Genomic DNA, 20326 nt, shown 5'->3' on the forward strand with positions numbered 1-20326 from the left:
GTGGCATCGGGTAGAGCCGAGCCATGCTCGGCTGCTCTGCGTTGCAGGCGCGACATATCGCCGTTCGGGTGATTGGCGCCGGATGGAGGTGCCGCGCGGTGCGCGGTTGCCGAGCATGGCTCGGCACTACCGGTGCGGCGCGGTGCTTGGCATCGGGTAGAGCCGAGCCATGCTCGGCTGCTCTGCGTTCCGCCGTCATGGACGCCCGGATCAACGGTCGTCGGCGCGTCCGTCGCCGTGGCAGCGTCGCGCTCGTTCCAGCGCATCGCCCGCTTCGCGTGCCATGCGCTCGTATTCACTGCGGATTTCTTCGAGCCGCCTCTCGTCCAGTTCTTCCAGGTCGAGCAGCTCGTTGTTGGCCTCGGCAGTGGCGCGGATCAGCTCGTCCAGCTTGATCTGGACGGCGGCGGCGTCTGCGTTCTGGCTGTGCTGGATCAGGAACACCATCAGGAAGGTGATGATGGTGGTACCGGTGTTGATCACCAGCTGCCAGGTGTCATTGAACTTGAAGATCGGGCCGCTGAGCGCCCACAGCACCACGATCGTGACGGCGGCCAGGAAGGTCCACGGCGTGCCGGCGGCATACGACGCCTTCTTGGCGACCAGGTTGAACACACTGCGCAGTTTCATGCGGTACTACGGGTAGCGAAGGTGCCTCATCATTGGCCGCGCGCCGTGTACGCATCGTGCAGTGACGGCGGGTCGGCAGCCGCCAGCGCACAGGAACAATCAGGCGCGCGCGGCGCCCAGACGCGGGCGCGAGGCCACGTCGTGACGGCTGGCAAGGTACACATGTTCCCAGCATTGCTCGACGAACACGCGGGCCTGCTCTTCGCTCAGGCGCGGCATGATCTGCAGCGCGTAATGGGTCTGGAACATCTCATCGCGCTGCTCATCGGTGGCGCGCGGCTGAGTGATCAGCGAATCGCAGGCGAACTTGATCCACGGTACGTAATGGCCGAACGAGCCCGTGCCGAGGTTGCCGTCGGCATGGCGCTGGCGCCAGTAAGCCACTTCGGCGTCGACGTCGATCACGGCGGGGATGGAAATCTGGGCGGAAGACATGGTTGTTTCGATATGCAAGAAGGGAGTCCAGCAAGAGTGCGTAAAGCGCAGTGCATGCGACGTTATGAAGGCGTGGAGCCTGCGTGGCGGTCGACACTGACACGTTCAGGCCGGCGCTCGGCCAGCAGCTGTGCGTGAGCCACCACGCCCAGGCGCTCGGCCAGGGTGGCCAGTCGGTTGCAGACATCGATCCGGTGCTGGGGATGACGGTGCGTCAACGCGTCCTGGATGGCCTGGTAGGCGCTCCAGAAGGGCGCGGAATTCTGATGCGCCGCGTAGTGTCGTTGCAGCTGCTCCCAGGCCGCGGACAACGCGGGATCAAGGGCAGCGGCGGGGCGTATTCGGGCGTTCATGACGTCTCCTCGACGTTGTTGCCCCTGTGTCCCCACCATAGGCCGTCGCGGCGGCCGGTTTGTTAGCACCGCGTAAGCACGGGGTGCTGCAGGTGTGCCTGCTGCGGGCGTTCCTGCGCGCAAGACGCTGCTGGCACAGCGTGTTCACGTACCTGTCGGCAACTGAAGCGTTCAGAGTGGGCGCGCTGCGACCCGACGTCGCAGCGCATTTCGCTCACTCGCCGATGTCTTCGTTCCAGACCTCGGGGTGTGCCGAGATGAAGCCGCCCAGCAGGTCGATGCAGGCCTGGCTCTGCATGTCGATCACCTTGACCCCGTTCTCGCGCAGCCACTCGATGCCGCCCTGGAAGGTGACCGATTCGCCCACCACCACCGTGCCGATGTTGAACTGGCGCACCAGTCCGCTGCAGTACCAGCAGGGCGCCAGCGTGGTCACCATGATGGTGTCCTGGTAGCGGCGCTGGCGGCCGGCCTTGCGGAACGCGTCGGTCTCCCCGTGCACCGACGGGTCGCCTTCCTGCACGCGGCGGTTGTGGCCGCAGCCGAGCAGGCGGCCATCGGTGTGGTACAGGGCCGCGCCGATCGGGATGCCGCCTTCGGCCAGGCCCTGGCGGGCTTCGGCGATGGCGGTTTCAAGCAGGGCGGCGTAGTCGGGGGTGGTGATCATGGGCATTCCATACGTATCTGGACCGCCATGATAGTGGCCCGCCGCCGCCGCGGCACCGGGTCGCAGCCCCCGGGTGCCGCAGCGCTGCCAGCGGTGCGATAATCCACCCATGAGCGAATCCCCCTACAAGACTGGCACCACCCACTTCGGCTTCCGCGACGTCGCTGCAAAGGACAAGCAGAAGCTGGTGGGCGAAGTGTTCACCTCGGTCGCGCGCAGCTACGACCTGATGAACGATCTGATGAGCCTGGGTATCCACCGGGCGTGGAAGCGCTACTACGTGGCCACCGCGCAGGTGAAGCCGGGCGACCGCGTGCTCGACCTGGCTGGCGGCACCGGCGACATCGCCGCGCTGATCAAGGAGCGGGTGGGTGACGAGGGCGAGGTGGTGCTGGGCGATATCAACGCCGGCATGCTCTCGGTCGGCCGCGACCGGCTGATGAACCGCGGGCTGGTGAAGGGCTTGGAGTACGTCCAGTGCAACGCCGAGGCGCTGCCGTTCCCGGACGCCAGCTTCGACCTGGTCACCATCGCCTTCGGCCTGCGCAACGTCACCGACAAGGACGCCGGCCTGCGCGAGATGTACCGCGTGCTCAAGGTGGGCGGCCAGGCACGCGTGCTGGAGTTCTCCGAGGTCACTGCGGACTGGTTCAAGCCGATCTACGATTTCCATTCGTTCAAGATCCTGCCCAAGCTGGGCCAGCTGTTCGCCCGTGACGGCGACAGCTACCAGTACCTGGCCGAGAGCATCCGCAAGCACCCGCCGCAGGAGCAGCTCAAGACCATGATGGGTGAGGCGGGCTTCGCGCGCTGCCATTACAAGAACCTGACCGGCGGCATCGTTTCGATTCACTCCGGCTACAAGGTTTGAGACCCAGTTCCGGTTCCGGCTGAGCACGCTCGGCCACACTGCGGGCAGGCTGTCAGAGAGGGCCTGCCATGCGTCTGTACCGCGGCCTGGCCCGCGTCTTCCCACGCTCGTTCAGCGCCAAGCTGATGAGCGTGGTGTTCGTGGGCCTGCATGTGCCGCTGCTGGTGTTACTGCTGTGGCTCGCCTTTACCGGCCACTACCAGCGCGACACGATGTGGACGGTGGTCGGGGTGGTGCTGGCCGCGACCCTGGTCGGCACGGCGATGGCGATGATGGCGCTGTACCGGTTGATGGCGCCGCTGCGCCAGGCCGCCGACGCGCTGGAGGCCTACTACGACGAACAGCGCCTGCCGCATCTGCCCGACCTGGGCCACGACGAGATCGGCCGGCTGCTGCGCAGCATCAACCGCAACCTGCATGGGGTCGATGCCGGCCTGCGCGACCTGCGCCGCAGCGTGCTGCTGGATCCGCTGACCCAGGCGCTCAACCGTCGTGGCTGTGAGCAGGCGCTGGCCGAGTCGGCGCGGCAGGCGCAGTCACGTCGGCAGCCACTGAGCCTGTTCGTGGTGGACCTGGACAACCTCAAGCCGATCAACGATGCCCACGGCCATCTGGTCGGCGACCAGGTGCTGGTGCGGCTGGTGGAATCGGCGCGGCAGTGGCTGCAGCCCGGCGACTGGATCGGGCGCTGGGGCGGCGATGAGTTCGTGCTGGCGGTGCACGCCAGCCACGAGGTGGCGTGCGAACGCCTGCGCCGCTGGCTGCAGGCGATGGATGGCATCGTCGGCGAGGAGATTCCCCTCAAGGCCAGTGCGGGTGGGGCCGGCTACCGCGCCGGCGAAGACCTGCGCGAACTGTACCGGCGCGCCGACGCGGCGATGTACCGGGCCAAGTACGCAGGCGGTGCCCGTCTGTGCTGCGATGGCGACTGAATACGCAACGCGTCGCAGCTGCGCTGCCGGGTGGCGCTTACAGGGGTAAACTGGTCGTTTCACCCTGATCGGTCCCGATGTCCATGCGATCTCCGTTCCTGTTCATTCCCTTGGCCGTGGCGCTGGCCGCCGGCTGTTCCAAAGAACCTGCGGCACCTACCGCCGCGCCCACTGCCACCGCCCCGGCGAGCACTGCCATGAAAGCCGACAGCCGCAGTCATGACGAGAGTTCCTACGCCGAGCCGGACAAGGTCGTGGTCAAGGACCTGGCGCTGGACCTGAAGCTGGATTTCGACAGCAAGCAGATCGGCGGCACCGCCACCTACACCCTGGAGTGGAAGGACAAGGCGGCCAAGCAGTTGGTGCTGGACACCCGCGAACTCACCGTGGAGAAGGTCGAGGCGATCGCCGCCGACGGCAAGGCCGCGCCGCTGCCCTTCGTGCTGGCCCCGGCCGACAAGGTGTTCGGCAGCAAGCTGAGCATCGAGGCCCCGGATCAGCCGTCCAAGGTCGTGATCACGTATCACACCGCGCCGACCGCGTCGGGCCTGCAGTGGCTGGAGCCGTCCATGACCGAGGGCAAGAAGCTGCCCTTCATGTTCAGCCAGTCCCAGGCCATCCACGCCCGTTCGTGGGTGCCGCTGCAGGACACCCCGAGCGTGCGTTTCACCTACAGCGCGCACGTGGTCTCGCGCCCGGACGTGATGGTGCTGATGAGCGCCGACAACGATCCCAAGGCCGCGCGTGACGGTGATTACACCTTCAAGATGCCGCAGCCGATCCCGTCCTACCTGCTGGCCATCGCCGCCGGCGACCTGGTGTTCGAACCGATCTCCGGCCGTTCCGGCGTGTGGGCCGAGCCGACCATGGTCGGCAAGGCCGCCAAGGAGTTCGAAGACACCGAGAAAATGATCGGTGCCGCCGAGAAGCTCTACGGCGAATACCGCTGGGGCCGCTACGACATGCTGGTGCTGCCGCCGTCGTTCCCGTTTGGCGGCATGGAAAACCCGCGCCTGACCTTCGCCACCCCGACGGTGATCGTCGGTGACAAGTCGCTGGTCTCGCTGGTCGCCCATGAACTGGCGCACAGCTGGTCGGGCAACCTGGTGACCAATGCCAGCTGGAAGGACATCTGGCTCAACGAAGGCTTCACCACCTACGTCCAGGGCCGCATCACCGAGGCGCTGTACGGCCAGGAGATGGCCGAGATGGAGCGTGAGATCGACCAGAACGATCTGCTCGCCGAAGTGAAGGACATGAGCCCGGCCGACCAGGCCCTGGCGCTGCCGCCGCTGACCGAGCGTGATCCGGACGATGCGCTGAGCCAGGTTGCGTACGTCAAGGGCGCGTGGTTCCTGCAGTTCCTGGAGCAGCGTTTCGGCCGTGCAACGTTTGATCCGTTCCTGCGCGGCTGGTTCGATGACCATGCCTTCCAGAGCGCCAACACCGACCAGTTCGTGGTGTACCTCAAGAAGAACCTGCTCGACAAGAAGCCCGGCGCGGTCACCGACGCCGAGCTGAAGGCGTGGCTGGACGAGCCAGGCATCCCGGCGTTCGCCACCAAGGCCCGCTCGCGCAACTTCTCCATCGTCGATACCGCGCGCATTGCGTGGCAGGGCAGTGGCACGCTGCCCAGCGCGCAGATTACCGGCGAGTGGGTCACCCAGGAATGGGTGCACTTCATCGACGGCCTGGGCAAGACCCTGCCGGTGGACAAGCTGGCGGCGCTGGACAAGGCCTACCACTTCACCGGTACCGCCAATGGCGAAATCGCGATGCGCTGGTATCCGCTGGCCATCCGCAGCGGTTACACCGAAGCGAATGAGCCGGCCGCGGCCTTCATCGAACGCGTCGGTCGCCGCAAGCTGATCCTGCCGATCTACGCCGAACTGGTGAAGACGCCCGAAGGCCTGGCGTTCGCCAAGGCTGCCTTCGAGAAGGCCAAGCCGGGTTACCACCCGATCACCACCGCCTCGGTGCAGGACATGCTGGACAAGGCAAGCGCGAAATAATGCCCGTCGCTGGCCGGGGCATCCCCGGCCAGCGGCTACGGTGCGACGCAATGCCTGGAAACGGCGGGAAAACCCGCCGTTTTTTTATTGTCCGCGTGGTGCCGCTGCCGAGCAGGGCACTACCGCTCCGGTACCGCGCGAGCCGGGCGCAATGCCGGTCGGGCATGCGTAGCGCACCGATAGAGCCGGGCTGCCCGCTGCACTTCGCCGCATCCCGCGATTCGGTAGAGCCGGGCCATGCCCGGCTGCGCTTCGCCGCATCACGCGACTCGGTAGAGCCGGGCCATGCCCGGCTGCACTTCGCCGCATCCCGCGATTCGGTAGAGCCGGGCCATGCCCGGCTGCGCCTCGCCGCATCCCGCGATTCGGTAGAGCCGGGCCATGCCCGGCTGCACTTCGCCGCATCCCGCGATTCGGTAGAGCCGGGCCATGCCCGGCTGCGCTTCGCCGCATCCCGCGATTCGGTAGAGCCGGGCCATGCCCGGCTGCTCTTCGCTGCCTCAGGCGATACAGTAGTTGGGTGACGCCATCGGGCGCCTTGCCAATCACGGAGTACGCAATGAAACGACTCATCCTGGCCGCCGCCTGTGCCTTCGCGCTGGCGGCCTGCAGCAACCCGGAGGAAGAACGCAAGGCGCAGGAAGCCGCCGCCGCTGCCGCCAAGGCGCAGCAGGAAGCCAAGGCCGAAGGCGTGGCCAAGGAATACGATATGGCCGTGGCCGCGCAGGATTGGGAGCGCGCACGCATCCACGGCGGCGCGCTGCTGGATCAGTACAAGGACACCGACGTGGCCGCGCGGATCGAGCCGGGCTTCGCCGAGGTCCAGGCCAAGGGCGACGCCGCCCGCGACCTGCGCCGCATGCAGGGGCTGTGGCAGTACAACCAGATTCCTGTCGGCACCAAGGGAACGCAGTTCTCGGCGCAGATCTTCAGCAAGGCGCGCGTGGACGTGGACGGTAGCGGCCCCAAGCCGGTGCAGCTGGTGTTCCGCGACCATCCGGAGTGGAAGCGCCACGCCTACCTGGTGCTGCAGGCCGGTGATTTCCGCTGCCCGCAGTGCAAGGTGCAGGTCAGCGTGGACGGCGGCAAGCCGATCGCGATGGCGGCCTGGCGGCCGAAGACCGACGAGGCCATCGCGATGTTCATCACCGACCAGAAGGCGCTGTGGAAGCTGGCGCGCAAGGCCAAGGTGATCAGCGTTGAATTCCCGGTCAAGGCCGGCGGCACCCGCACGGCGGAGTTCGAGACCGGTGGCGTGGACACCCACCGCATGCCGAAGTGGTGGGAATGACCGGCGCAGCGCTGACGCCGGCAGCGCTGCCGCTGTCGGCGATGCATCACTGGGTGTTCGACATGGACGGCACGCTGACCGTGGCGGTGCACGATTTCGAACAGATCAAGCGTGCGCTGGCGATTCCGCTCGAGGAAGACATCCTCGCCCACCTGGCCGCGCTGCCGGCCGACCAAGCCGATGCCAAACACGCCTGGCTGCTTGCCCATGAGCGCGACCTGGCCGAGGGCGCACGCGCAGCACCCGGCGCGGTGGCGTTGGTCCGCGCGCTGCACGCCGCCGGCTGCCGACTGGGCATCCTCACCCGCAACGCGCGCGAACTGGCGCAGGTGACGCTGCAGGCGATCGGGCTGGCGGACGTGTTCGGCGCCGATGACATCGTCGGCCGCGACGAGGCCACGCCCAAGCCGTCGCCGGCGGGGCTGCAGTACTTCGTGCAACGCTGGCAGATCGACCCGCAGCAGGTGGTGATGGTCGGCGACCACCGTTTCGACCTGGAATGCGGCCGCGCCGCCGGCACGCGCACGCTGCTGGTCAATGCCCCGGACAACCCGTGGCCGGGCCTGGCATATTGGCACCGCGCCGATTGTGGCGACGTGCTGGCGGAGTGGGCAGGGCAGGGGCCCTCGGCCTGATCGCTGGCCCCCGGCGGAGCAGGCGCTGTGCCGGGTCGGCGATACCGGTCGGGTCGGATCCCGATCGACTGCCGTCATCACCGATCGGCGCGACCAACGCAGCGATCTGCGCCGCGGTAACGGCAGAAGCCGCCGTGATCCAACGTCATGCGTTCCAGCAGTGGCCAGCACGGTCGGCGGTCGATCCGGAGCCGACCCTACCGCCGGGGACGGCGAGCGATTCACGGCGTCGCGGCAACGGTACCGCAAGCAGCCGGGCATGGCCCGGCTCTACCCCGACACGTCCCGATCCACCGCTGGTCAAGAGCCCCCTTGATGTTCAAGGGGGCGCGCCAACGGCGCGGGGATGAGGTGGCATGCCCCAGGGGCCCGCGATTCGCCAGAGCGAATCGTGGGCAGCGTTTGATCGCACCGCGATCAAACGTTCAGGGCGTAACCGAATTGCTGCTTGAACTGCTCGTTGAACTCATCAAAGGTGAAACGCTGGTTCTGCGTGCCCGGATGCTCGACCTTCAGCGCGCCCATCAGGTTGCCCATGCGGCCGATGGTCAGCCAGTCGTAGCCCTTTTCGATGCCGTAGATCAGGCCGGCGCGGAACGCGTCGCCACAGCCGGTCGGGTCGACCACGCGGCGCTCGTGCGCCGGCGGGATGTCGTAGGTCTTTTCGGGGGTGTGGATGACCGCGCCCTTCGGGCCTCGGGTGGTGATATAGGCCTTGACCCGGCTCACGATCGCCTTTTCGTCCCAGCCGGTGCGCTCCTGCAGCAGGTTGGACTCGTAGTCGTTGACTACCACGTAGTCGGCCTGCTCGATGAAGGTGCGCAGCTCCGGGCCGTTGAACAGCGGCATGGCCTGGCCGGGGTCGAAGATGAACGGGATGCCGGCGGCGAAGAATTCCTCGGAATTCTGGATCATGCCTTCGCGCCCGTCCGGGCCGACCAGGCCCAGGGTCACGCCCGGCACGTCTTTCACGTGGTTCTCGTAGGACCGCATCATCGCGCCCGGGTGGAAGGCGGTGATCTGGTTGTTGTCGTGGTCGGTGGTGATGAACGCCTGCGGGGTGAACAGCTCGTCGATCACCTTGACCCGGGCCAGGTCGATGCCCAACCCCTGGAAGTACTCCCGGTACGGGCCGAAGTCCGAGCCCACCGTGCCCATCGGGATCGGATCGCCGCCCAGCAGGTGCAGGTTGTAGGCGATGTTGCCTGCGCAACCCCCGAATTCACGACGCATGCGCGGCACCAGGAACGACACGTTCAGGATGTGCACCTTGTCCGGCAGGATGTGATTCTTGAACTGGTCCGGGAACACCATGATGGTGTCGAAGGCAAGAGAACCACAGATCAAAGCGGACATCGATTAAGGCCTATGCGGAAAGGAGTTTGAGGCCCGCCAGGCGGGCAACGAAACGGCGCCCTGCGGCGCCCTGCGGCGCAAAGGTTAACGGGTGAGGCGGCTTTGGGCCAGAACCGGGACTGTCCAGCGTCGGAAATTTTCGGCTGAATGGCCGTGAAGGCTGGCTTTGCACCAGATTTGTCCTTGCTCGCACACAGGGGGATTGCTAGGCTTGTCGGCCTCGAATTCTGCCCATTTTTTCGCCATCCCGCGTTGGGCGCGACACCCCTCAGGATCAACACCCAGATGTTCAAGAAACTGCGCGGCATGTTCTCCAATGACCTGTCCATCGACCTGGGCACGGCCAACACCCTCATCTATGTGCGTGGGCAGGGGATCGTGCTGAATGAGCCGTCCGTGGTCGCCGTGCGCCAGGACCGTGCCATTGGTGGCACCCGTTCCGTGGCTGCCGTGGGCGCCGAAGCCAAGCAGATGCTGGGCCGTACCCCGGGCCACATCACCACCATCCGCCCGATGAAGGACGGCGTCATCGCCGACTTCACCTACACCGAGGCGATGCTCAAGCACTTCATCAAGAAGGTGCACAAGTCGCGCTTCCTGCGCCCGAGCCCGCGCGTGCTGGTCTGCGTGCCGGCCGGCTCGACCCAGGTCGAGCGCCGCGCCATCAAGGAATCGGCCGAGGAGGCCGGTGCGCGTGATGTGTTCCTGATCGAAGAGCCCATGGCCGCCGCGATCGGCGCCGGCATGCCGGTGACCGAGGCGCGCGGTTCGATGGTCATCGACATCGGCGGCGGCACCACCGAAGTGGCGGTCATCTCGCTCAACGGCATCGTGTATTCGGCCTCGGTGCGCATCGGCGGCGACCGCTTCGACGAGTCGATCACCAACTACGTGCGCCGCAACCACGGCATGCTGATCGGTGAAGCGACGGCCGAGCGGATCAAGGTCGAGCTCGGCTGCGCCTACCCGCAGGCGGAAGTGATCGAGATGGAAATCTCCGGCCGCAACCTCGCCGAGGGCGTGCCGAAGATGATCAAGATCAACTCCAACGAGGTGCTGGAAGCCCTGCACGAGCCGCTGTCGGGCATCGTCAGCGCGGTCAAGCTGGCGCTGGAACAGACCCCGCCGGAACTGTGTGCCGACGTCGCCGAGCGCGGCATCGTGCTCACCGGTGGTGGCGCGCTGCTGCGCGACCTGGACCGCCTGATCTCCGAAGAGACCGGCCTGCACGTGCAGGTGGCCGACGATCCGCTGACCTGCGTGGCCCGTGGTGGCGGTCGTGCGCTGGAGCTGGTGGACATGCACGGCAACGAGTTCTTTGCGCCGGAGTAAGCGGCACCCGCTTTGTTCCATGGACGCGCCCCTGCGGCGTGATGCCCGCTGCGTGCCTGCCACGCCGGGCATCGCAGCGCCGGGGCGTTGTCGCATCCCCTTCCTGTCGTCCTCCAGTCGAAGCCAGTCGTGCCGCCCTACGCCGGTCCCCCCGTAGCCTCCCGTCAGGGCGATGCCGCCAGTCCACTGCGGCTGCTCGCCTACCTGGCCCTGGCCATCACCCTGATCGTGCTCGACGACCAGGCCGGCTGGCTGTCGCGTCTGCGCACCCAGGCCAACGTGCTGGTGCAGCCGGTGTGGGCGCTGGCCGGCTTGCCGGGCCGCCTGGGCACCCAGGTCAAGGACAACGCGGCCAGCCATGGCCAGCTGGTCGATGAAAACCGCGAGCTGCGCAACAAGCTGCTGATCGCCAACGCGCGCCTGACCCGCCTGCAGACCGCCGCGCTGGACAACGCACAGCTGCGCGAACTGCTCAACGTGGCCGAGCGCAGCGGCCTGGACGTGCAACTGGCCCCGATCCTGGATATCGACCTGGACCCGGTGCGGCAACGCCTGGTGCTGGCCGCCGGCAGCCGCGACGGCGTGCACCTGGGACAGGCGGTGATCGATGCCGGTGGCCTGATGGGCCAAGTGATCGCCACCACCGGCAGCAATGCCACCGTGCTGCTGCTGACCGACCCGGACCACGCGGTGCCGGTGACCGTGGCGCGCAACGGCGTGCGGCTGATCGTGTACGGGCGTGGGGACACCCTGGAACTGCGCGACATTCCGCTCAGCGCGGGGGTGGAAGTGGGCGATGAGATCGTCACCTCCGGCCTGGGCGGGCGTTTCCCGGCCGGCTTCCCGGTAGGCAAGATCACCGCGCTGCGGCCCGATGACACCCACGCGTTCCTGGTGGGTGAGTTGAAGCCAGCCGCGCAGCTGGATCGCGGCCGCGATGTACTGCTGCTGCGCCCGGGCGCGGCGATCCGGATTCCGCCGAACCTGCGGCTTCAAGGCGAAGCCGGTGGCCCTGCCACCACGCCGCTGCAGCAGGCGCCGACCGACGCCACCGCCGGCCCCGCGTCGCCCGCCGCAGCGACCACGACTCCGCCCGCAGCCTCGACGGCTGTGCCGGGTGCGCCCCCGGCCAGCCCAGCGGCCGGCGCACCCACGACCGCGCCAGCGTCGACGCCGGCCAAGCCGCGCCAGGCACCGACGCCCGCACCGGCCGCCGCCGCCCCTGAATCCACGGTAGTGCCGAGCCATGCTCGGCAGCCGGAATCGGTGGAGAACCGCGAATGAGCCGCCTGCGCGACAAACCGTGGGTGCTGCCGGTCAGCGTGGTGCTGGCGCTGCTGCTGGGCCTGCTGCCGCTGCCGGCGTTGCTGCAGCCGCTGCGGCCGTACTGGCTGGCACTGGTGCTGGCCTACTGGGTGATCGAAGCGCCGGACCGGGTCGGGCTGGGCATCGCGTTTGCCAGCGGCGTGGTCGCCGACCTGCTGTACGGCGGGGTGCTGGGCGAACAGGCACTGCGGCTGGTGATGCTCACCTTCATCCTGCAGCGCTTCCGCGCCCGCATCCGCTTCTTCCCGATGTCCCAGCAGATGCTGGCCATCGGCGGGTTGCTGTTCAACGACCGCATCGTCAGTTCGGTGGTGCATATCGTGGTCGGCGAACCGACCCTGCCGTGGTCGTACTGGTGGGCGCCGCTGCTCGGCATGGGCCTGTGGCCGCTGCTGTTCGTGCTGCTCGATGCGGTGCGCTTCGGGCGTCGCGGTCGCTGACATGTACGTGCGCCGCCAGGCCAAGAATCCCCACGCCGAAGCGGAACAGTTCCGGCGCCGTGCCGCGCTGGGCTTCCTTGGCGTGCTGGTCTGCCTGATCGGGCTGGGCGGCTGGTACTTCAAGCTGCAGGTGCTGGACCACGACGTCTATGCCACCCGCTCGGAGGCCAACCGCATCAAGCCGCGGCCGGTGGTGCCCGGGCGCGGGATGATCTACGACCGCAACGGGCGCCTGCTGGCCGAGAACGTGCCTGCGTTCCGGCTGGACATCACCCCGGACAAGGTCAAGGACATGGACGCCACCCTGGCCGGGCTGGCGAAGATCCTCGACCTCAGCCCGGAGGACATCGAGACCTTCAACAAGTCGCGCAAGGCCCGCCGCAAGTTCCTGCCGGTCACGCTCAAGCTGCGCGTCAGCGATGAGGAAATGGCGCGCTTCGCGGTCGACCGCTGGCGCTATCCCGGCGTGGAGCTGGAGCCGTACCTGACCCGTCGCTACCCGTACGGCGACCTGTTCGCGCACATCATCGGCTACGTCGGCCGGGTCGATGACAAGGACCTGGAGATCCTCGGCGAGGGCAATGCGGCGCTGACCCACATCGGCAAGTCCGGGCTGGAGCGCTATTATGAGCAGCAACTGCGCGGCAAGGTCGGCTACGAGCAGGTCGAGACCAACGTGCAGGGCCGCGCGATCCGCACCATCGGCCGGGTCGCCGCGCAGTCCGGCAGCGATCTGCGGCTGTCCATCGATGCCGATCTGCAGCGCGCGATGGTGGCCGCTTTCGGCGATTTCGACGGCGCGGCGGTGGCGATGGACCCGCGCACCGGCGAGGTGCTGGCCATGGTCAGCCTGCCCTCGTATGACCCGAACCTGTTCGTCAATGGCATCTCGCATGCCGATTTCAAGGCGCTCAACGACAACCCCTCGCGGCCGCAGTTCAACCGGCTCGTGCTGGGTGGCGTGGCGCCGGGTTCGACGATCAAGCCGCTGATCGGCCTGGCCGGCCTGGACAGCGGCACGCGCAAGCCCGAAGACAAGATCCTGTCCACCGGCATGTTCTACCTGCCCGGCACCTCGCGCGGCTGGGGCGATGCCAACCGCGGCGGGCATGGCTGGACCGATCTGCGCAAGTCGATCACCCAGTCGGTCAACACGTATTACTACAAGCTGGCGCTGGACATGGGCATCGAGCGCTTCGACCACTACATGGGCTATTACGGCTTCGGCGAAGCGACCGGCATCGACCTCACCGGCGAGATCGGCGGCATCCTGCCCTCGCCGCAGCACAAGTACAAAACCCGCAAGGAGCGCTGGTATCCCGGCGACACGGTCAATGTCAGCATCGGCCAGGGTGACTGGAAGGTCACCCCGTTGCAGCTGGTGCACGGCATCGCCGGGATCGGCAACGGCCAGCTGCGCACCCCGCACCTGGTGATGCAGGAGCGGGCCGGCTTCGATGCCGACTGGACCCCGGTGCCGGCCGGCGAGACCAAGCCGGTCAGCCCCAATCCCGGCAATCTGCAGGCCGTGCGCGAAGGCATGATGGGCACCATGCGCCCGGGCGGCAGTGGCGCGCGGGCCGCGGCCGGCGCGCCGTACACGATCGCCGGCAAGACCGGCACCGCGCAGGTGATCAGCCGCCGTGGTACGGCGGCGGTGAACCCCAAGAGCCTGCCGATGCACCTGCGTCACCGCTCGTTGTTTGTCGGCTTCGCGCCGGCCGAGAACCCGGTGATCGCCGTGGCGATCGCGGTCGAGGGCGGCGGCTACGGCGGCTCGGCCGCAGCGCCGATCGCGCGCAAGCTGTTCGATGCGTGGCTGCTGGGCAAGATGCCCGACGGGCTGGAACCCCTGGACAGCGAGCGGGGTACCACCGCGATCGGCATCACCGGGTTCGACAGCGGTGACAGCAACGCGCGGGCCGCCGGCGATGCCGCGGCTGCGCTGCTGGAATCGCTGCCGATCGTGGTGGGCCTGCCGAGCGCGCCGGTTCCCGCGCCGTCACCGCTTGCCCCTGGCGCGCCGGTGCCGGCCGCCGCACCGCCGCCGACAACCCCGGAGCGTGCGCGATGAAGGTCTTCCTGCGCTGGGCGACCGACATGGTCGTGCGTTTCAGCAGCACGCTGGACTGGGTGCTGTGCCTGGCCCTGGGTGCGCTGATGCTGATCGGGCTGGCGGTGCTCAAGAGCGCCGGCGGCGACGGCCTGGTGTTCGCCCAGGGCGCGCGCTTCGTGGTCGGGTTGGGCGCCATGTGGGCGATCTCGCGGGTGTCGATCCTGCGCATCCGCTCGGCCACGCCGTTGATCTATGCGATCTCGATGATCCCGCTGCTGGCGGTGTTCGTGCTCGGCACGGGCAAGTACGGTCGGCAATGGCTGGATCTGAAACTGTTCTACCTGCAGCCGGCCGAGCTGCTCAAGGTCAGTCTGCCGATGATGGTGGCCTGGTACCTGCACCGCATGCCGCTGCCACCGCGTTTTTCCACGGTGATGGTCAGCGCGGTGATCATCGGCGTGCCGACCGGGCTGGTGATGCTGCAGCCGGACTTCGGTACCGGCGTGCTGATCGCGGCCAGCGGCGCGTTCGTGCTGTTGCTGGCCGGTCTGCCGTGGTGGTGGGTGGGCGTGGCGGTCGGCGGCGTGGCGGCAGCGGCGCCGGTGGCGTGGTTCTGGCTGCTGCGGCCCTACCAGAAGGACCGCATCATGATGTTCCTGGATCCGGAGATGGATGCGCTCGGCGCAGGCTGGAACATCATCCAGTCCAAGATCGCGATCGGGTCGGGCGGATTCGATGGCAAGGGCTGGGGGCAGGGTTCGCAGTCGCACCTGAACTTCATTCCCGAGCAGACCACGGACTTTGCGTTCTCGGTGCTCAGCGAGGAGTTCGGCTGGATCGGGGTGGCGACGGTGCTGGCCTTGTACCTGGTGGTGATCGGGCGCTGCCTGTGGATCGCCTCGCAATCGCGCGATTCGTACTCGCGGCTGTTGGCCGGTGCCACGGGCCTGGCGTTCTTCGTGTACGTGCTGGTCAACGGCGGGATGATTTCCGGCCTGCTGCCGGTGGTGGGCGTGCCGATGCCGCTGATCAGCTACGGCGGCACGTCGGCGGTGTCGTTGCTGGCCGGTTTCGGCCTGGTGATGGCCGCGCGCAAGCATCAGCCCGTCCACGGCGGCTACGGCTGACCCCTGGGTAGCGCCACGCCATGCGTGGCTGCTGTTCGCTGACTGCCCGCCCTCCTCGACGAGCGGCTGCGCTCCGCGCTCGGTCGGGATCGGCTCAGGTCCGCGCGGCGGCAAGGGATGCCCGCGCATCGCAGCAACTGTGCTGCCCAAGGTCCCGTCAGGGCCTGCCCCCAGCGGCAGGATGGTTCATCGGCTGAGCGGGGGAAGCGAAGGCTCGCCTCTGCGGTCGGCTGGGAGTGGTCGGATATGCGACAAAGCAGGTTTATAGCGTCAGGGTTTGGCGGGTTTGGTGCACGGATCGTCAACAAAGTGACGGAAAAGTGAGATGTGGCGCACAGATATGAAGTGCGTTGATCCTGATCAATGGACTTGTCGTAAACGGACGGCACAATGGCGGCCCGCCAGCAGGGGTATGTCGAGCCAAGCGACATGCCTGGGGAGCTTGGTGGGGAGTAGTTGACCCAACGGGTACAAGGGGCGAGGCGCGCGCTGGGGAGTTGCGCGCCGCGCCGGTACCGACCGGGTCGGTTTGGCCGGTTGCGTCCATGGGGATGGGGACGTAACCGGCAGACCTTAATAATTGCCGCTGACCCGCACCTGATGTGTCAGGGGCCCGGATGCATCCATGGCTGAATGGGGAATCTGACTGCGATCACTGTAGACGCAGCGTTAACGATTGTCCCTTATCGCAGGCAATTCGTTGTGATTCATGGTCTTAGGGGTTTTAATTCATCCTTGACCTGCTAACCTGCCGCGATGATTCGACGCACTCTGGCCTGCATGCTTACGCTCGGTTTGGTCGCCTGCGCGACCCAACCGCCTTCTCCGTCACCGTCGCCGCAGGCGTCCGGTGCCCCCAACAAGCCGTTGCCGGGGCAGAAGGGCCCGGCCGAAGCCGCGCCGGAGGCCGCTGCCGCTACGGCTGCGCCGGTGGACCTGACCCCGGTGCCGTTCGAGGTGGCCCGCGCCAACTTCGTGCGCGACACCGCAAAACGCTATGGCATTCCCGCTGCCCAGATCGAGGCCACGCTGGCCCAGGCGCAGGTGCGCGATCCGATCATCGCAGCGATGTCGCGACCCGCCGAGCGGGTCAAGCCGTGGAACGAGTACCGGCCGATGTTCATCAGCCAGGCGCGGATCGACGGCGGAAAGAAATTCCTCGCCCAGCACCGCGACGAGTTGATGCGCGTGCAGCAACGCACCGGCGTGCCGGCCGAGGTGATCGTGGCGATCATCGGGGTGGAAACCAGCTACGGCGGCAACACCGGCAGCTACCGCGTGCTCGATGCGCTGTACACGCTGGCCTTCAAGTACCCGCGCAGTGGCGATCCGGCCAAGCTCGAGCGCGAAGTGCGCCGTGAGCTGTATTTCCGCGACGAACTGGCGCGCCTGTTCGCGCTGACCCGCGACGAGAAGCTGGACATCACCGCGATCAAGGGCAGCTACGCCGGCGCAATGGGCATGGGCCAGTTCATGCCGTCCAGCTACCTGGACTTCGCGGTGGACGGCAACGGCGATGGGCGCCGCGACCTGTTCAACAGCTACGACGACGTGTTCTCTTCGATCGCCAATTACTTCGTCAAGAAGGGCGGCTGGGTGCGTGGCGGTCCGGTCGCGGTGCCGGCCACACTGGCCGCCGGCCGCGAAGAATTCAATCCGACCGAGTGGGCGCCCACCTGGACCCTGTCCGAGCTGGCCCAGCGCGGCTATCAGCCCAGCGCGCCGGTGCCGGCAGGCCTGACCGCCACGCCGATCACGCTCGAAGGCAGCACCGGCAAGCAGTACTGGCTGGGCTTCCAGAACTACTACGCGATCACCCGTTACAACCTTTCCAAGATGTATGCGATGGCCGTGTACCAGTTGTCCCAGGCCATCGCCGGACAGGAGCTGCCGCCGGCATGAACGGACGCGCACGCTGCAGATGGCTGGTCCCCGGTCTGTTGGTCCTGGCGCTCGCCGCCTGCAGCAGCGCGCCGAAGAAGCCGGCCAGCGCCGGCAGCGCCAAGCCCGGCAGCGGCACCCTGGTGCAGGGCAAGGGCAACCGCCCGGCGCATTGCCCGGACGGGTCGCCCTACAAGGCGGCCACCGAAGATCCGACTACCCGCGGCGACTACCGTGCCGGCGGCTTGTACAAGCCCGGCGTCAACGACAGCACCCCCACCTATATTCCCAACGTGGCCTGCATCCCCGAGCCGGAGGTGGTCGATCTGCCGCGATCGCCGGTCGGCAACAAGTCGCCGTACGTGGTGCTGGGCAAGCAATACCAGGTGCTGGACAAGACCAGCGGCTATGCCGAGAAGGGGACCGCCTCGTATTACGGTGCCAAGTTCCATGGCCGCCTGACGTCCAACCGCGAGGTGTACGACATGTACGCCTTCACCGCCGCCCACAAGACCCTGCCGCTGCCGAGCTTTGCGCGGGTGACCAACCTGGACAACGGCGAATCGGTGATCGTGCGCGTCAACGACCGCGGCCCGTTCCACGATGGGCGGGTGGTCGACCTGAGTTATGCCGCCGCCGTGCGTCTGGGCATTACCCAGCGCGGCACCGGCAACGTGGAAGTGCGCGCGCTGACGCCGGGCGAAGACAACCTGCTGGCCGACAAGCCCTCGCGTCGCGAGCGCCGCGCGGCCGCAAGCGTGGCCGCCGCCGCGCCGACGCGTTCGCCCAGCGACATGGACAAGCTGGTCGGCCGCCTGCCAGCCGCCACGGCCCCGGCTTACGCGGGCACCACGGTGGCCAGTGGCCGCCCGGCCGCGACCCAGGCCGCACAGATCGACGATGCGCCGGTTACCGTGAGTGCGCTGCCGGCCGCGCCGCTGGTGGCCGCCGTCGTGCCGCCGCGCCCGGTGGCCCGCCCGACCCCCGTACCGGTGCCCGCCCCTGCAAGCCTGTCCCAGCAGGTGGGCAGCGTGTTCCTGCAGGTGGCCAGCTTCGCCAGCCGCGACAACGCCACCCGTGCGCTGGGCCAGCTGTCTTCGGCCGGCATCGTCGGGGCCAGCATCAGCGACATCGTCAGCGGCGGCCGCACCCTCTGGCGCCTGCGCGTGCCGGCGGCCGACCACGCCAGCGCCTCGGAACTTGCCGGCCGCATCGCCGGTCTGGGCTTTGGTGCGCCGCAGATCGTGAAGGACTGACCGCCGCCGCGAGCGGCGGCGTCCCGCGCATACCGTTGCATCGGCCTACAATGGCCGCACTCCGTCTTCCCACCTTGGCGCCCCACCAGGAGCTTGCTGTCCAATGAAATTCCGCTTTGCCGCTGCTGCCATGGCCACGACCCTGTTCGTGGGCATGGTCTCCGCCCAGACCCCGCAGCCGGCCCCCCAGCCGGTGCCTGCGCCTGCCGCCGCCCCGGCCACCGTCGCCACCCCGCCGGCGCCCAAACCCAGTGTCTCCAAGGCCTGGGTGCTGATGGATTACGCCACCGGCCAGGTGTTGGCTGGCGAAAACGAACATGAGCAGCTGGCCCCGGCCAGCATCACCAAGGTGATGACGTCCTATGTCGTTGCCGCCGAGGTCAAGAACGGCAAGGTCCGTGCCGATGACCAGGTGATGATGAGCGAGCGGGCCTGGCGCGAAGGCGGCGCCGGTACCGACGGCAGCTACAGCGGCTTCCCGGTCAACCAGACCGCGCGTCTGGAAGATATGGAAAAGGGCATGGCGATCCAGTCCGGCAACGATGCCGCGATTGCCCTGGCCGAGCACGTGGCGGGCAGCGAAGAAGCCTTCGCCTCGCTGATGAACAGCTATGCCGCCAAGATCGGGATGAAGGACTCGCACTTCATCAACGCCCACGGCCTGACCGCGCCGGGTCACCACAGCACCGCTTACGATCTGGCGCTGCTGGGCCGGGCGATGGTGCGCGACTATCCGGAAACCTACGCCTACAACAAGGTGAAGGAATTTACGGTCGGCAACATCAAGCAGCCCAACCGCAACCTGCTGCTGTGGCGCGATGGCAGCGTGGACGGGATCAAGACCGGCCATACCTCCGAGGCCGGCTACTGCCTGATGAGTTCGGCGCAGCGCGGCGACCAGCGGCTGATCGCGGTGGTGCTGGGCGGTAGTTCGGAAAAGCAGCGCGCCGATGACAGTCTGGCCCTGCTCAACTGGGGCTTCCGCTTCTTCGAAACCCACCGCATGTACGAGCCGGGCAAGGCCGTGGCCGACCACAAGGTGTGGAAGGGCAAGGCCGACACGGTGCAGCTGGGCGTGGCCCAGCCGATGCTGGTGAGCGTGCCGCGCGGTCGTTACAACGACCTCAAGCCGACCATCGACGTGCCCAAGACGCTGGAAGCGCCCTTCACCGCGGGCCAGAAAATCGGCACGCTGAAGGTGACGCTGGATGGCAAGGTGGTCGCCGAAGCGCCGCTGGTGGCCGTGGCCGCCGTGGAAGAAGCCGGCTTCTTCAAGCGTCTGTGGGACAGCTTCTGGATGTGGTGGGAATCGGAGTGATCCGGCGCCACTGAATCGAAAAAAGACCGGCGAAAGCCGGTCTTTTTTTGGGTTTTTGTCCCAATGCAGGACAGCGTCCTGTTCCAGGGCCGGAGCACATGGCAAAGGGCGATACGCGTGTCGTCGGGTAGTCCCGGCGCCGTTGTGGAGAGGGCCGCGTCTCCGCTCGGGACTTTCGCGTGCGTGAGGGCCCCGTAGCGGCCGGTAGGCCCCTGGCGCAAATGTCCCCCGGCCGCGGGGCGGCCTCCTCCTTTATTTTGCCCAGGAGCCTACCGGCCGCTTCGGGGCTAGGTGTGCGGTAAGCAGGGGAAAGCCAGGCTTTTTGTGCCGGTCGGTGGGTCGGGCGCTGGGCTCCCATGCCCTTGGAGGCGAAATAAAGGAGGAGGGGGCGGCCGTAGGCCGACGCCG

At 67.5% G+C, this 20326-nt stretch carries 19 protein-coding genes; 13 read left to right on the forward strand and 6 right to left on the reverse strand.

Annotated elements, in window-relative coordinates:
- Nucleotides 1-210: 210 nt before the first annotated feature.
- The 4 genes from NR101_RS18500 to NR101_RS18515 all read right to left on the reverse strand — a co-directional run bounded on the left by NR101_RS18500 (nt 211) and on the right by NR101_RS18515 (nt 2085).
- Nucleotides 211-630 (reverse strand): low affinity iron permease family protein, encoded by a 420-nt coding sequence (locus NR101_RS18500; RefSeq protein WP_256777454.1) that lies wholly within the window; start codon nt 628-630, stop codon nt 211-213.
- Between the two features lie 99 nt (nt 631-729).
- A complete protein-coding gene (locus NR101_RS18505) occupies nt 730-1065 on the reverse strand; it encodes a hypothetical protein (RefSeq protein ID WP_256777455.1) in 336 nt (111 codons plus the stop codon).
- A gap of 62 nt (nt 1066-1127) precedes the next feature.
- Complete coding sequence (locus tag NR101_RS18510; protein ID WP_256777456.1) at nt 1128-1418, reverse strand: hypothetical protein; 291 nt, start codon at nt 1416-1418, stop codon at nt 1128-1130.
- A 214-nt stretch (nt 1419-1632) separates the two neighbouring features.
- On the reverse strand, nt 1633-2085 hold the full coding sequence (locus tag NR101_RS18515; protein WP_256777457.1) for a nucleoside deaminase: 453 nt from the start codon (nt 2083-2085) through the stop codon (nt 1633-1635).
- Nucleotides 2086-2194: 109 nt separating this feature from the next.
- Between NR101_RS18515 and ubiE the strand changes: the two genes are divergently transcribed.
- From ubiE to NR101_RS18530, 3 genes are all read left to right on the forward strand, one after another.
- Nucleotides 2195-2956, forward strand: coding sequence for a bifunctional demethylmenaquinone methyltransferase/2-methoxy-6-polyprenyl-1,4-benzoquinol methylase UbiE (ubiE, locus tag NR101_RS18520; RefSeq protein ID WP_038686180.1), 762 nt, complete (start codon nt 2195-2197; stop codon nt 2954-2956).
- A gap of 68 nt (nt 2957-3024) precedes the next feature.
- Nucleotides 3025-3888, forward strand: a complete 864-nt coding sequence (locus NR101_RS18525) for a GGDEF domain-containing protein (protein ID WP_256777458.1) — start codon at nt 3025-3027, stop codon at nt 3886-3888.
- Nucleotides 3889-3971: 83 nt separating this feature from the next.
- Nucleotides 3972-5900: a M1 family metallopeptidase gene (locus NR101_RS18530; protein ID WP_256777470.1), complete on the forward strand. Its 1929-nt coding sequence runs from the start codon at nt 3972-3974 to the stop codon at nt 5898-5900.
- Between the two features lie 260 nt (nt 5901-6160).
- Here NR101_RS18530 and NR101_RS18535 read toward each other — a convergent pair whose 3' ends face one another.
- Entirely contained in the window at nt 6161-6379 is a 219-nt protein-coding gene (locus NR101_RS18535) for a hypothetical protein (RefSeq protein WP_256777459.1), read from the reverse strand.
- 80 nt (nt 6380-6459) lie between these two features.
- Here NR101_RS18535 and NR101_RS18540 point away from each other — a divergent pair, with 80 nt between their 5' ends.
- Nucleotides 6460-7191: a hypothetical protein gene (locus NR101_RS18540; RefSeq protein ID WP_256777460.1), complete on the forward strand. Its 732-nt coding sequence runs from the start codon at nt 6460-6462 to the stop codon at nt 7189-7191.
- Nucleotides 7188-7826, forward strand: a complete 639-nt coding sequence (locus tag NR101_RS18545; protein WP_256777461.1) for an HAD family hydrolase — start codon at nt 7188-7190, stop codon at nt 7824-7826. The genes NR101_RS18540 and NR101_RS18545 overlap by 4 nt, the downstream gene beginning before the upstream one ends.
- Nucleotides 7827-8243: 417 nt before the next feature.
- Here NR101_RS18545 and NR101_RS18550 read toward each other — a convergent pair whose 3' ends face one another.
- Nucleotides 8244-9182 (reverse strand): carbohydrate kinase family protein, encoded by a 939-nt coding sequence (locus NR101_RS18550; RefSeq protein ID WP_256777462.1) that lies wholly within the window; start codon nt 9180-9182, stop codon nt 8244-8246.
- A 285-nt stretch (nt 9183-9467) separates the two neighbouring features.
- Here NR101_RS18550 and NR101_RS18555 point away from each other — a divergent pair, with 285 nt between their 5' ends.
- The 8 genes from NR101_RS18555 to NR101_RS18590 all read left to right on the forward strand — a co-directional run bounded on the left by NR101_RS18555 (nt 9468) and on the right by NR101_RS18590 (nt 19918).
- A complete protein-coding gene (locus tag NR101_RS18555; protein WP_038686189.1) occupies nt 9468-10514 on the forward strand; it encodes a rod shape-determining protein in 1047 nt (348 codons plus the stop codon).
- Nucleotides 10515-10643: 129 nt separating this feature from the next.
- Nucleotides 10644-11798 (forward strand): rod shape-determining protein MreC, encoded by a 1155-nt coding sequence (gene mreC, locus NR101_RS18560; protein ID WP_256777463.1) that lies wholly within the window; start codon nt 10644-10646, stop codon nt 11796-11798.
- Entirely contained in the window at nt 11795-12280 is a 486-nt protein-coding gene (gene mreD / locus NR101_RS18565; protein ID WP_256777464.1) for a rod shape-determining protein MreD, read from the forward strand. The genes mreC and mreD overlap by 4 nt, the downstream gene beginning before the upstream one ends.
- 1 nt (nt 12281) lies before the next feature.
- A complete protein-coding gene (mrdA, locus tag NR101_RS18570) occupies nt 12282-14354 on the forward strand; it encodes a penicillin-binding protein 2 (protein WP_256777465.1) in 2073 nt (690 codons plus the stop codon).
- Nucleotides 14351-15463 (forward strand): rod shape-determining protein RodA, encoded by a 1113-nt coding sequence (gene rodA, locus NR101_RS18575; protein ID WP_256777466.1) that lies wholly within the window; start codon nt 14351-14353, stop codon nt 15461-15463. The genes mrdA and rodA overlap by 4 nt, the downstream gene beginning before the upstream one ends.
- A 756-nt stretch (nt 15464-16219) precedes the next feature.
- Complete coding sequence (mltB, locus tag NR101_RS18580) at nt 16220-17365, forward strand: lytic murein transglycosylase B (RefSeq protein ID WP_256777467.1); 1146 nt, start codon at nt 16220-16222, stop codon at nt 17363-17365.
- A complete protein-coding gene (locus NR101_RS18585; protein WP_256777468.1) occupies nt 17362-18600 on the forward strand; it encodes a septal ring lytic transglycosylase RlpA family protein in 1239 nt (412 codons plus the stop codon). The genes mltB and NR101_RS18585 overlap by 4 nt, the downstream gene beginning before the upstream one ends.
- Before the next feature lie 103 nt (nt 18601-18703).
- Nucleotides 18704-19918 (forward strand): D-alanyl-D-alanine carboxypeptidase family protein, encoded by a 1215-nt coding sequence (locus NR101_RS18590; protein ID WP_256777469.1) that lies wholly within the window; start codon nt 18704-18706, stop codon nt 19916-19918.
- Nucleotides 19919-20326 lie beyond the last annotated feature (408 nt).

It is taken from the genome of Stenotrophomonas sp. Ste86, from assembly GCF_024519465.1.
GTDB lineage: Bacteria > Pseudomonadota > Gammaproteobacteria > Xanthomonadales > Xanthomonadaceae > Stenotrophomonas.